11 protein-coding genes and 1 tRNA gene are annotated in these 12,809 nt (G+C 61.7%); 4 read left to right on the top strand and 8 right to left on the bottom strand.

The window, feature by feature from the left end; all coding sequences use genetic code 11:
- Positions 1 to 83 precede the first annotated feature (83 nt).
- Together ACWTU9_RS24185 and ACWTU9_RS24180 are read right to left on the bottom strand one after the other, a co-directional pair.
- Positions 84 to 1,685 carry a DHA2 family efflux MFS transporter permease subunit gene (locus ACWTU9_RS24185; protein WP_455860485.1) on the bottom strand — a complete coding sequence of 534 codons (1,602 nt, stop codon included), beginning with the start codon at positions 1,683 to 1,685 and terminating at the stop codon, positions 84 to 86.
- Between the two features lie 22 nt (positions 1,686 to 1,707).
- Positions 1,708 to 2,892: an HlyD family secretion protein gene (locus tag ACWTU9_RS24180; protein ID WP_455860484.1), complete on the bottom strand. Its 1,185-nt coding sequence runs from the start codon at positions 2,890 to 2,892 to the stop codon at positions 1,708 to 1,710.
- Between the two features lie 146 nt (positions 2,893 to 3,038).
- On the opposite strand from ACWTU9_RS24180, the gene ACWTU9_RS24175 reads away from it, so the two are divergent.
- A complete protein-coding gene (locus ACWTU9_RS24175) occupies positions 3,039 to 3,770 on the top strand; it encodes a TetR/AcrR family transcriptional regulator (protein WP_455860483.1) in 732 nt (243 codons plus the stop codon).
- Positions 3,771 to 3,779: 9 nt separating this feature from the next.
- Here ACWTU9_RS24175 and yihA read toward each other — a convergent pair whose 3' ends face one another.
- The 6 genes from yihA to rpmH form a co-directional block, all read right to left on the bottom strand.
- On the bottom strand, positions 3,780 to 4,439 hold the full coding sequence (yihA, locus tag ACWTU9_RS24170) for a ribosome biogenesis GTP-binding protein YihA/YsxC (RefSeq protein ID WP_455860482.1): 660 nt from the start codon (positions 4,437 to 4,439) through the stop codon (positions 3,780 to 3,782).
- On the bottom strand, positions 4,436 to 5,074 hold the full coding sequence (locus ACWTU9_RS24165) for a CatB-related O-acetyltransferase (RefSeq protein WP_455860481.1): 639 nt from the start codon (positions 5,072 to 5,074) through the stop codon (positions 4,436 to 4,438). The genes yihA and ACWTU9_RS24165 overlap by 4 nt, the downstream gene beginning before the upstream one ends.
- 340 nt (positions 5,075 to 5,414) lie before the next feature.
- Positions 5,415 to 5,981 (bottom strand): fasciclin domain-containing protein, encoded by a 567-nt coding sequence (locus tag ACWTU9_RS24160; protein WP_455860480.1) that lies wholly within the window; start codon positions 5,979 to 5,981, stop codon positions 5,415 to 5,417.
- A gap of 389 nt (positions 5,982 to 6,370) precedes the next feature.
- Positions 6,371 to 8,191, bottom strand: a complete 1,821-nt coding sequence (yidC, locus tag ACWTU9_RS24155; protein WP_455860479.1) for a membrane protein insertase YidC — start codon at positions 8,189 to 8,191, stop codon at positions 6,371 to 6,373.
- Positions 8,192 to 8,205: 14 nt separating this feature from the next.
- Positions 8,206 to 8,559: a ribonuclease P protein component gene (gene rnpA, locus ACWTU9_RS24150; protein ID WP_112392939.1), complete on the bottom strand. Its 354-nt coding sequence runs from the start codon at positions 8,557 to 8,559 to the stop codon at positions 8,206 to 8,208.
- 16 nt (positions 8,560 to 8,575) lie between these two features.
- Positions 8,576 to 8,710, bottom strand: coding sequence for a 50S ribosomal protein L34 (gene rpmH, locus ACWTU9_RS24145; RefSeq protein ID WP_008833937.1), 135 nt, complete (start codon positions 8,708 to 8,710; stop codon positions 8,576 to 8,578).
- Positions 8,711 to 9,055: 345 nt separating this feature from the next.
- Here rpmH and ACWTU9_RS24140 point away from each other — a divergent pair, with 345 nt between their 5' ends.
- From ACWTU9_RS24140 to ACWTU9_RS24130, 3 genes are all read left to right on the top strand, one after another.
- Entirely contained in the window at positions 9,056 to 10,573 is a 1,518-nt protein-coding gene (locus ACWTU9_RS24140) for an ATP-binding protein (RefSeq protein ID WP_455860478.1), read from the top strand.
- 147 nt (positions 10,574 to 10,720) lie between these two features.
- Positions 10,721 to 10,797: transfer RNA gene (locus ACWTU9_RS24135), tRNA-Arg, on the top strand.
- Between the two features lie 185 nt (positions 10,798 to 10,982).
- The gene (locus ACWTU9_RS24130; protein WP_455860477.1) at positions 10,983 to 12,788 is read left to right on the top strand and encodes an adenylate/guanylate cyclase domain-containing protein; all 1,806 of its coding nucleotides are present in this window, start codon (positions 10,983 to 10,985) and stop codon (positions 12,786 to 12,788) included.
- Positions 12,789 to 12,809 lie beyond the last annotated feature (21 nt).

Below are 12,809 nucleotides of genomic sequence, written 5' to 3'. Positions count from 1 at the left end.
ATTGATGCTTAAGCATGACCCCGGAAATCGGGGGTGATTTCCGGGGTCATGTATGAGGGCGCCAGGCGGGGGGTCCGGCGCGCTCAATGGCCTCCGCCGCCACCGCCCGCAGGCGGCGCCGGCTTGGCGATGACGAGGGTGAACAGAGCCATCGTCGCGAAGAGCACGGTCAGCATGGTGAACACATCCATGAACGACAGCAGCGACGCCTGCTGCTGGACCATGCCAGACAGTTTGGAAATGGCCGCCTTGGTGGCGTCGAGGCCGGGGGTCTGCTGGAAATCGAGCGTCATGTTCTGCAGCTTCTGCTGCGCCGCTGCACTGCCCCATTCGACATGTTCGGCCAGCCTTGCATAGTGGAAGGCGTTGCGGTCGATCAGCACCGTGTTGATGATGGCAAGGCCGACCGCGCCGCCGAGGTTGCGGGTCAGGTTGAACAGGCCCGAGGCGTTCTTCAGCCGGTCCGGCGGCAAGGTGCCGAGCGCGATGTTGTTGATCGGCACCATGCACAGCATCATCGAGGAGCCGCGCAGGATCTGCGGGATCAGCAGTTCATAGAAATCCCAGTCTGCGGTCAGATGCGTCATCCACCAGGTGCCGGCGGCAAAGCCGAGCAGCCCGATCATCATCATGATGCGCAAATCCATCTTGCTCGACAGGATGCCGGAAATCGGCGCGGTGACGAACATCGCCAGGCCGCTGACGAACAGCGCCTCGCCGATCATCAAGGAATCGTAGCCGCGGATGCGCCCCAGGAACACCGGATAGAGATAGGTCAGGCCGTAGAGGCCGATGCCGATGACGAAGGAGAACATCGAACCGAAGGCGAAATTGACGTTGGTGAAGGCCCTGAGATCGACGATCGGCTCCTCGGCAGTAAAGGCGCGCCAGAAGAACAGCACCGCACCGACAACCATGATGATGGCGCAGATGAACACCGCCTGTTCCTGCAGCCAGTCATGGTTCGGGCCTTCCTCGAGCACATATTCCATGCAGCCGAGGAACGCCGCCATGCCCGCGAGTCCCCACCAGTCGAACTTGCTGAACAGGCCGAGATTGGGCTTGTCGAAATCGATCAGCGACCAGGTCGTCACCGTCACCAGAATGCCGGGCACGACATTGATCAGGAACAGCCAGTGCCACGACAGGGCATGGCTGATGTAGCCGCCGACGGTCGGGCCGATGGTCGGCGCCAGCGTCGCAACCAGGCCGATCATCGGCGACACCATGGCGCGGCGCGACGGCGGGAAGATGGTGAAGGCAGCGGCGAAAACGCTCGGGATCATGCCGCCGCCGATAAAGCCCTGGATGGCGCGGTAGACGATCATCTGGTCGATGTTGGTGGCGGTTGCCGCCAGCGCGCTGGCCGCCGTGAAGCCGGCCGCGGCGCCTGCAAACAGCACGCGCGTCGACAGCATCCGGCTGAGGAAGCCGGAGAGCGGGATCATCACCACCTCGGCGATCAGATAGGCGGTCTGCACCCACGGGATTTCATCTGAACTGGCGCTGAGGCCGGCTTGAATCTCGGCCAGCGAGGCCGAGACGATCTGGATGTCGAGGATCGCCATGAACATGCCGAACACCATCGCCAGGAAGGCGATGAGGCGGCGCGTCGAGATCGTGGTCGGCACCGCCGGCATGGCAGGCGCCGGCGCCGCTCCAGCTGTTATGGTTGCGGTTGCCATGGCTTTGCTCCTTGGCGTTCGCTCAGTTCGCCGCGGCCGGAGCCGTGCGGCTGTCGACGGCGACGACGACACTCAGGCCGGCGCGCAGCCTGCCTGCCTTCAACACATCGGCCGGCACTTCGATGCGAACCGGGACGCGCTGCACCACCTTGGTGAAGTTGCCGGTGGCGTTTTCCGGCGGCAGCAGCGAGAACACCGCGCCCGACGCCGGCGCCAGCGACGACACCGTTCCTTCGAAATCATGGCCGTCGGTGGCGTCGACCGAGATCCGGACCTTCTCGCCGGGCACCAGCTTGGCCAGCTGCGTCTCCTTGAAGTTGGCGACGATATAGAGCTTGTCCATCGGCACCACCACGGCGAGCTTCTGGCCGGGGCTGACGAGATCGCCCTGCTCGACCGAGCGGTTGCCGACGACGCCGTCATAAGGCGCCTTGAGCACGGTGAAGGACAGATCGCGCGCGGCCTTGTCGCGGCTAAGCTGCAGCGAGGCCAGCGTGCTGGCCGATTCGGCGCGCTGCGCTTCGTACACGCCGATATTGGCCTGCGCCGCGGCGATCTGCGCATCGGCGCCGACAAGGGCTGCATTGGCCTGGTCGAGAGCGGTCTGGGCGTCGTCGAGCTGCGCCTGCGTGCCAACACGAGTCTTGACCAGTTGCGTGGCGCGCTGCTGGGCACGGGCGGCGTTGGCGGCGGCTGCCTGATCGGCGACCTTCTGCGCTTGTGCCTGTTGCAGCGAAGCCTGCGCGGCCTTGGTCTGCGCGTCGATGCGGTCGAGCGTCTTGGCCAGCGTGGCGATCTGCGCCTCGGCCTGCGCAACGGCTATTCTGTAGTCGCCGTCATCGATGGTCAGCAGTGGGTCGCCGGCCTTGACCTGCTGGTTCTCCGAGACCTTGACCTGGTCGACATAGCCGGAAATCTTCGGCGACACGAACGACATGTCGGCCTGGACATAGGCGTCGTCGGTGGAGATCAGGAACCGGCCGTCGGTCCAGTAGTTATAGCCATACCAGGCGCCGGCGCCGAGCAGGGCGAGGCCGATGATCGGCAGCATCAGCGAGCGTGCCGACCGCTTCTTTTTCGCCGGCGTTTCGGCCAGGACTTCGGCGGCAGGCTTGGGAGGCGCTTCCGGGGCTTCGATGACCGGCGAGACCTTGGCGGTGGGAAAGGGCCGGACTTCGGCGGTCGTGTTTGGCGTGTTCGAGGACATGATATCTCGCTACTGTCGCTATATAAGGAAATCGTGTTATACTGAACCGTTCGGTTCGATGTGGACGTTGACATAGCGCTAAAAGGAGCCCATATCAAGAGCAATCGAACCGATCGGTTCGAATTATTTTGCGAGGTGTGACTTTGATGGCCGATACGCTACCCGATGCTGACATCGACCTGTGCGATGCGCTGGACAGTGCGCGTCGCGGCCGCCCGGCAGCGGGCCAGGATCCGGTCAAGCGCAGCCAGATCATCGAGGGCGCGCGTCGCGTCTTCATCGACAAGGGCTTCGAAGCGGCGTCGATGAACGATATCACCCGCGAGGCCGGCGTCTCGAAGGGCACGATCTATGTCTACTTCGCCAACAAGGAAGAGCTGTTCGAGGCGCTGATCGAGGAAGAGCGCGGCACCATCTTCAAGAACATGTACGACATGCTCGACCGCGCCGATGATTTGCGCCAGACGCTGGTGAAGTTCGGCAAGGTGCTGTCGATGAAGATCACCTCGGCCAAGGTGATCCAGGCGCAGCGCACGGTCATCGGCGCCTCCGACAGGATACCTGACATGGGCGCCCGCTTCTACGAACGCGGCCCCAAACGCGGCCACGACAAGGTGGCGGCGTTCCTCAATGCCGCCGTCGACCGCGGCCTGCTCAAGATCGACGATGTCGATCTTGCCGCCTATCAATTCACCGAGCTGTGCCTTGCCGGCCTGTTCCGCCAGTGCATCTTCGCCTACCGCACCAAGGCGCCCAGCCAGGATGAAATCGACCACATCGTCGGGTCGGGCGTCAGCCTGTTCCTGAAGTACTACGGCACCGAAAAGCTTGCCGAGGAAGAAAGCCACCAGCTGATCGCTCTGGAGGCCAAGGCCTAGTCGGCTCGCTCAGCCGCCATTGGCGGCCAGCACGATCGCCGCGCGTAATTCCTCAAGACCTTCGCCCTTTTCCGACGATGTGGCGAGCACGAACGGAAACGCCGCCGGCCGCTTCTTGATCTTTTGCAGCGTCTCTTCGATCAGCCGCGGCACGCCCGCAGCCTTGATCTTGTCGGTCTTGGTCAGCACGATCTGGTAGGACACCGCCGCCTTGTCGAGCAGCGACAGCACCTCGTCGTCCTTGGCTTTGATGCCGTGGCGGGCATCGATCAGCACATAGACCCGCTTCAGCGTCACGCGGCCCTTGAGATAGTCGAAGACCAGCTTGGTCCAGTCGTCGACCTTCTCCTTGGGCGCGCTGGCATAGCCGTAGCCCGGCATGTCGACCAGCGCCATTGGCGGCAGGTCGGCGCCTTCGCCGGAAAACCCGCCCGGCACGAAATAGTTGAGCTCCTGCGTGCGCCCCGGCGTGTTGGACGTGCGTGCCAGCCCATTATGGCCGACCAGCGCATTGATCAGCGATGACTTGCCGACGTTGGAGCGGCCGGCAAAGGCGATTTCCGGCGGCCCTTCCGGGGGCAGGAACTTCATCGCCGGCACGCCGCGGATGAAGATCCAGCCCTTGGTGAACAGCTCGACGCCGATAACCGTGTTGCCCAACGCGTTCAAACCGCTGCCTCCAGCCTGGAAATATCGGCGCCCCTGACGGCATTGAGGTTGCGGCCGATCTTGTCCACCGGCCAATTCCACCATGCCACGGAAAGCAGTCGCCGCACGGTCCTGTCGTCGAAGCGCATCTTCACCACCTTTGCCGCATTGCCGGCGACGATCGCATAAGCCGGAACGTCATGCGTCACCACCGATTTCGCCGCCACGATGGCGCCATGGCCGATCGACACGCCGGGCATGATCACCGCATCCATGCCGATCCATACATCATTGCCCACCACCGTGTCGCCACGCACTTCCTGCGACCACGTTTTCGGATCGAAGCCCTGTTCCCAGCCATGGCCGAAAATGTTGAACGGATAGGTCGAGAAGCCGGACATCGCATGGTTGGCGCCGTTCATGATGAAGCGCGCGCCCTCGGCGATGGCGCAGAATTTGCCGATGATGAGCTTGTCGCCGATGAAGGGGTAGTGATGCAGCACGCATCGCTCGGCGAATTTGTCCGGTCCGTCCGGATCGTCATAATAGGTGAAGTCGCCGATCTCGATATTCGGCGCAGTGACCAGCGGCTTCAGGAAGCCGACCCGGGTGTGCATCGGGATCGGGTGCTTGATGTCTGGGTTGGGTCCGTCCATGGCGAGGTCCGTTGAAGAGTGGCAGCCGGGCGCAAGCGAAACCTTGCCGCGTCGTTCAAAATAGACTGATCCGCCCTATAGCACCAATCGCCCGATGCGCGAGCCTTCGCTGTCAGCCTTGCTCGATGGAGTGAAGCGGCGGTTCCCGATCGGATCGGAACCGTGCGGGGATCCGGAGCGGTTCACCCGCTAAAACGAAACCGGGGCCCTGCGAAGGACAAGCAGGACCCCGGTCGTGTCGAAGGCGGCTTCCGCAACACATGGCACCTCGTCATGAGGCGGGATGGCAAGCCGAGAAAGCCGTCACGGACTTGCCGTCATCCCCTTTTTCCGGAAGCCGTTACTTCGGCAACAGCACTTTGTTGACGACGTGGATGACGCCGTTTGACTGGTTGACATCGGCGACCGTCACCTTGGCGGCACCGCCGGACTCGTCGACGATGTAGAGCGATCCGCCCTTGACCTCGGCGGTCAGCGTGTCACCGGAAACGGTCTTCATCTCATACTTGCCGCCCATCGCCTTGGCCTTGGTCATCATTTCCTCGGCCGAGATCTTGCCGGCAACGACATGCGCCGTCAGGATCTTGGTCAGCTTGTCCTTGTTCTCCGGCTTCACCAGCGTGGCGACGGTGCCGGCGGGCAGCTTCTTGAAGGCGGAATCGGTCGGCGCGAAGACGGTGAAGGGACCGGTGCTCTGCAGCGTGTCGACAAGGCCGGCGGCCTTGACGGCTGCCACCAGCGTCTTGTGGATCGGCGAGTTGACGGCATTCTCGACGATGTTCTTCGTGGTCGACATCGCGGCGCCGCCGACGGCGGGGTTGGCGAATGTGTAGACGGTCGTGGTGGTAAGGCTGGAAGCAGCGAGGACGGCCGAGATGCAGAGAGCTTTGAGGATGGACTGTACCATTGGAGAACCCTTTTGATGGAGGCAAAGGTTGATTCGATTGCCGCAAGAGTTACGCCAGGGAATCAGGATAGTTTCGGTTGCACTGGAAAAAAGAATAACAAAAGCAAACGGTTAGATGAAATTTCCCGCAGCCACGACAGCTATCCCCGTGACAGCGTCACGAGGATATCCGGCCGCGGCAGCAACCGTGTTCGAGCATCATACTGGCTATGTGAATAACGCCATTCCAATCGTCCTCCGGGAATGGCAACGCAGGCAGTAACGGCCCGGAGCACGCCGAAGTTTCGCCGCTCACCGAACCGTGATGCCTCGCGCCTCTGGAATGTTCGAGCGCAACAAAAAAGCCCCGCTGGCGGGGCTTTTCAGGTCTTCGAAAAGGGAGGCGCCTTCTACTCCGCCGGCGACGGTTTCTTTCGGAAGAGCGCGGCCAGATTGTCCCACAATTCGATCTTGGCGCCCTGGCGCTTCATGATCACGCCCTGCTGCAGGATCGACAGCGTGTTGTTCCAGGCCCAGTAGATGACAAGTCCGGCCGGGAAGCTGCCCATCATGAAGGTGAAGATCACCGGCATCCAGGTGAAGATTTGCGCCTGCGTCGGGTCCGGCGGCGTCGGGTTCATGCGCATCTGCAGGAACATGGTGATGCCCATGACCACCGCCCAGGCGCCCATATGCGGCAGGAATGCCGGCGGCGCGAAGGGCAGCAGGCCGAACAGGTTGAAGATCGAGGTCGGATCGGGCGCGGCCAGATCCTGGATCCAGCCGAAGAACGGCGCGTGCCGCATCTCGATGGTGATGTAGAGCACCTTGTAGAGCGAGAAGAACACCGGAATCTGCAGCGCCACCGGCCAGCAGCCGGCGAGTGGATTGATCTTCTCGGTCTTGTACAGCTCCATCATCGCCTGTTGCTGCTTCATCTTGTCATCCGCGTATTTCTCGCGGATCTCGAGCATCTTGGGCTGCACCTTCTTCATGTTCGCCATCGACGCGTAGGATTTGTTGGCGAGCGGGAAGAACAGCCCTTTGACGATGACCGTGGTGGCCAGGATGGCCAGGCCGAAATTGCCAAAGAATTTGTAGAGCGTATCGATCAGCCAGAACATCGGCTTGGTGATGAAATGGAACCAGCCCCAGTCGATAAGTAGGTCGAACCGTTTGATATGGCGTTCCTCGGCATAGGCGTTGATCTTGCCGACTTCCTTGGCGCCGGCGAAGATTTCCGATTCTATGGTCACCGACTTGCCGGCGTCGATGTTGATCGCGTCGGTCAGGAAGTCGGACTGCCAACGTGGTCGACCATCTTCGTAATAGCCGTAGCGCGGCTGGAAGGGCTGCTTCTCGGTCGGCACCAACGTCACAGCCCAATATTTGTCTGTTATGCCGAGCCAGCCATCCGTCGATTTGCCTGGCTGGATCTGCTTGTCCTTCTCGATCGCCGCGTATTTGTGTTCCTGCAGGCCCTCGGTGCCGGTGAAGCCGATCAGGCCCTCATGCAGCACATAGGTGCTGGCGACGGCCGGCTTTTCGAAGCGGGTTACGCGCCCGTAATTGGACAGCGAGACAGCGGCGCTCCCCGAGTTCTGCACCGTGTCCGTAACGGTGAACATATAATTGTTATCAACCGAGAAAGTGCGTTTGAAAGTCAGGCCCTTGTCATTGGTGTAAGTCAGTTCGACAGGCGCTGCCGGTGTCAGCGTCGCATTGCCGTTGACCGTCCAGATGGTGCCCGAGCTAGGCAAAGCACCCGTTTGCTCGGGATTACCACTGCTGTAGCCGATCTCGGCAAAATAGCCGTCCTTCAGCGGTTGCGGGTTGAGCAGGCTTATCTCAGGAGAGTTCTTGTCTACCGTCTCGGTATAGTGCTTGAGCTTGAGGTCATCGAGACGCGCGCCGGTCAGATTGATCGAGCCTTCCAGGCTCGGCGTGTCGATCTTGACGCGGCTGGTTGCCGCCAGCGCCCGCTCGCGGCTGGCCGGGCTCACAGTGTCGCCGCCGGGCGCGTTCGGAATGGCGCCGGGCGCCGCGGGGGCCGTCGTGCCGCCGGGATTTGCGGCCTCGGCTGCCTTCTTCTGCTCCGCCGCCCGTTGCTCTTCGATGCGCGTGGCTTCGGCTTGCCGCTCGCTGCGCGGCAGCACGTAGAAATATTGCCACAGCCCGAGGATCAGCACCGACAAGACGATGGTGATGTAGAAGTTCCGGTTGTTTTCCATCGAAAGCCCTTGGCCTATCGTGTTCCGCGCAGTCGGCGGGAGAGCTCGGCCTTCAACTGGCCGAACGGAATGGTAAGCACGTCTTCACGCCCGACGATGACATAGTCATTGCCGGGCGCCATGTCACTTGCGGCATGGGTGCGCACGGCTTCTTTCAGCCGCCGCCTGACGCGGTTACGCACGACAGCATTGCCGACTTTCTTGGTGACGGTGAAGCCGACGCGCGGCGACAGACCGTCATTGCGGTCGAGAACTTCAACGAGAAAAAGCCGCCCGCGCCGCTTTTCACCGCGGCGGACGGCCAAGAATTCCGCACGTTTCAGAAGCCGCTTGGGGTTTGGTCCCACTGGCTTGCCGGTTGCGGGCAACGATCTCGTCTTCCGTTCAGGCGCTGAGCCGCTTGCGGCCGCGGTTGCGGCGAGCTGCGACGACGCCGCGACCACCCTTGGTGGCCATGCGAGCACGGAAACCGTGCCGACGTTTGCGGACGAGTTTGGACGGTTGGTAGGTACGCTTCATTTGTTTTAATACCGCGGGGTGCGGCCCTTCTTGATTCTGTCACTGTGTAACAGGAGCTTTGCCGGGCCGGCTTTGGCGCGATCGAAACCGCGCCGGGACGAATGGCCCGAGCGTGAGCGGCTTATAGAAAGAAGGGTTTTGGGAGTCAATCCGGCGTGAACTAACAGTTCATCGCCGCGCGAACGACCAGTTCGTCACGGCGTGAACGAACAGTTCGTCACGGCGCGAACGATCAGTTCGATGCGTCTTTATTGCTGGTACCATCGTCCATCGAAGGATGAAATTGGCAAAAAAGCCGCAATCGCCTAATCTCAACCGATCAAGCGTTTGTGAAGACAGGCCTTAATGAGCGAACTTGCCTCAGCGGATGAAGGGAGCGGCCCGGCGAATGCCGATGCCGGCCCGGCGTCCGTTCGCCCCGTCCCAAGCCGCTCGGTATCCTTGGCGCGCGGCCTGTCGACCAAGCTGCTCTTGCTCACCATCGTCTTCGTGCTCCTGGCCGAAGTCCTCATTTTCCTGCCCTGGATCGCCAGCTACCGCCTGGCCTGGCTGAAGGAGCGGCTGAGCACCGCCGCCGCCGTCTCGATCGTGCTGGTGCAGGGTGAGCCCAATTCGCTCTCCCGCACCGCCCAGAACGACGTGCTGATGGCGATTGGCGCCAAGGCGATCGCGGTGCGCGACGGCGGCGTCTCGCGCCTTTTGGTGGTGGCCGAAATGCCGCCGCAGGTCGACGAGCATATCGACATCGCCAATGTCGGCATGATCAAGGGCATGACCGGGGCGCTGGATACGCTGTTCTTCGGCGGCAAGCGCATGCTCAGGGTCTTTGGCCCGGTCGGCGACAGCGACAAGGAATTCGAGCTGATCATGCCCGATTATTCCCTGCGCAACGCCATGCTGCGCTATTCGCGCAACGTCGCCTTCGTGTCGCTGCTGATCTCGCTGTTCACCGCCATGCTGGTCTATGCGGCGATCGACCTGATCATGATCGGCCCGATCCGCACCATGACGCGCTCGATGCTTTCCTTCTCCGAGGCGCCCGACGATCCCTCGCGCATCATCCACCCGGCCGCCCGCGCCGATGAAATCGGCGTTGCCGAACGTGAACTGTCGCAGATGCAGGAACGGCTGCAAAAGATGCTGGCCGAACAGAAGCATCTCGCCGATCTTGGCCTCGCCGTCTCCAAGATCAACCACGACATGCGCAACATCCTGGCCTCGGCCCAGCTGATGTCGGACCGCCTGCGCCTGGTCAAGGACCCGACCGTGCAGGCCTTCGCGCCAAAGCTGTTGCGCGCGCTCGACCGCGCCGTGTCCTATTCCGAAGGTGTGCTTCACTATGGCCGCACCCAGGAGCCGGCGCCCTCGCGCCGCCGCTTGCGGCTGCGTCAGCTGGTCGACGACGTCCACGGCCTGCTCGACATCGAGGACGGTATCGAATTCGTCAACGCCGTCGAGCTCGCTTTCGAGGTCGATGCCGATTCCGACCAGCTGTTTCGCGTGCTCACCAATCTGTGCCGCAACGCCGTGCAGGCGATGGCGGCCGATGCAGAGAGCGCGCTGGTGCGCCGGCTCGCCGTGTCGGCCGAGCGCATGGGCAGCGTCAGCCGCATCATCGTCACCGACACCGGTCCCGGCCTGCCGCCCAAGGCGCGCGAAAACCTGTTTGCGGCGTTTCGCGGTTCGGCCCGCAGCGGCGGCACCGGCCTTGGCCTGGCCATCGCTCACGAGCTGATCCGCGCCCATGGCGGCACGGTGGAGCTGGTCGAATCGATCGGCGGCCGCACCACCTTCGCCGTCACCATCCCCGACCAACCCGTCCGCCTCGACCAGGCCCGCAGCGGCCTGCGCCGCCCCGCCTGAGCCGAATCCCGCATAGCTCTATCTGCCTGCGACAAAACTTTTGCCGGATCGGCTTGCTTTTCGGAAATTCAGTCGTTAGGGAACACGTCTCGTCGCGGCCGGTCGCCAGGACCGGATCGCGGGGCTATGCAAAGCATGGCCTGTTGCGCGCCCGTAGCTCAGCTGGATAGAGCACCAGACTACGAATCTGGGGGTCAGGAGTTCGAATCTCTTCGGGCGCGCCACTCGTAACACGCCAATTTGGCGAAAGATTTTTCCCGGGTCTGGAACAAAACTGGGCATCCGCGTCTTCTTGTGGCCTGATGCGGGCATTCGACCAAGGCTCGGGCTATATTCCTTTGGCTTATCTGTTCTATGTTGTGGCGGGCGGCCCTGGTCGGGCTGAAATGCTGCGCTGGGGAAGGACAGCATGAGCGAGTCCCGAAAGCTGGCTGCGATCCTGGCGGCCGACGTCGTCGGCTACAGCCGACTCGCCGGCGCGGATGAGGATCGCATCCTGGCGCGCCTGCGGACCCTGCGCAGCGACCTGATCGATCCGACGATCGCCGTGCATCATGGTCGAGTGGTGAAGCGCACCGGCGACGGAGCCCTCGTCGAGTTCCGCAGCGTAGTTGATGCGGTGCGCTGTGCCATCGAAGTGCAGAACGCAATGGTCGAGCGCAATGCCGGCGTACCTCCCGATCGTCGAATCGAGTTTCGCGTCGGCATCCATGTCGGCGACGTGGTCGAGGAGAGCGACGGCGACCTGATGGGCGACAGCGTCAACATTGCGGCGCGCCTAGAGGCCATCGCTGCCCCCGGTGCCATCTGCCTTTCGGAGGATGCGTATCGACAGGTCAGGTCTAGGCTCGACGTTTTTGTCAGCGATCTCGGCCAAACTCAACTAAAGAACATCGCCGAGCCTATGCGGATCTATTCGCTTGAGGTTGGAGTCAGGACCAAGGCTAGCACCGTCGAGCCTGTGGCCGCACCCACCGCAAGCCCGACCGCCCCGGTAGAGTTCCCGCAAAAGCCTTCGATTGCCGTTCTGCCATTTACGAATATGAGTGGTGATCCCGAGCAAGAGTATTTTGGCGATGGCGTCACCGAGGACATCATTACCGAACTATCCCGTTTCCGCTCGCTGTTTGTGATCGCACGAAACTCATCGTTTCAGTTCCGGGACAAGGCAGCCGAAATGAAGCTGGTAGGCCGCGAACTCGGCGTTCAATACCTTGTCGAGGGAAGTATTCGTCGTTCGGGCGAAAAACTCCGAGTTGCCGCCCAATTGATCGAGACTGCGACAGGCACCCACATTTGGGCAGAGCGCTACGATCGCAACGTACGTGACATTTTTGATCTCCAGGACGAATTGGCTCACGCGGTCGCCGCCACCGTTGGCGGGCGAGTAGATATGGCTGGACGCGAGCGGTCGGCACGACTTAGCCCCGCTAGCCTCAAGGCCTATGATCTTCATTTACGAGCCAAAGCGAGCTACCTCGAGTTTACCAAAGCTGGCAACGAAAGAGCCCGAATTCTGGCTCAGGAAGCAATAGGACTGGACCCAACGAACGCGGTGATCACCGCTTACTACGCCCATTATTGCTTTCTAGACTACAATTTCGGTTGGGTCTTGGATGCCGATCAGTCTCTGAGATCCGCGCTTGAGTTCGGGAAGCAAGCGGTAACACTAGACGACGCTGACACCACCGCGCGGTGGGTTTTGTCACTAGTTTACCTGATGATGCGCAACTACGGAGAGGCGCGCGTCCATATCGAAAAGGCACTGGAACTCAACCCAAACGACACCGAGGCAAGAGGCATCTATGGCGATTTTCTGACGTACGTCGGAGAGCCCGAAAAGGGGCTGGCGCAATTCGAAATTGCCAAGCGCCATAATCCCTTCGATATGTCCTGGCTCCCTTGGGTGAAAGGCACGGCGTATTTTACCGCACGCCGATATGGCGAGGCCATTGATACGTTCAACCAGATCCACGAGCCGAACCACGAGATCAATTATTGGCTGGCGGCGAGTTACGCCCACGCGGGCCGCTTCGACGAGGCAAGGGCTAAACTGCGAGAGTTCCTGCGCATAGCGAAGCGCGATATGGCGCGGTTTCCTGACCGAAACTCACAAGCATGGATGAGCTTCTTCGACCGCTCGGTTCCGTATAGTGACCGGCGGTACCTGGATCACCTCTGTGAGGGTCTTCGAAAGGCAGGCCTCCCCATGTGAACGCGTAAGGTCTGCATGTCC

The organism is Mesorhizobium sp. 128a (genome assembly GCF_053848025.1).
The sequence above is the reverse complement of the archived record's forward strand: the minus strand, read 5'-3'. Positions and strand labels throughout refer to the sequence as shown.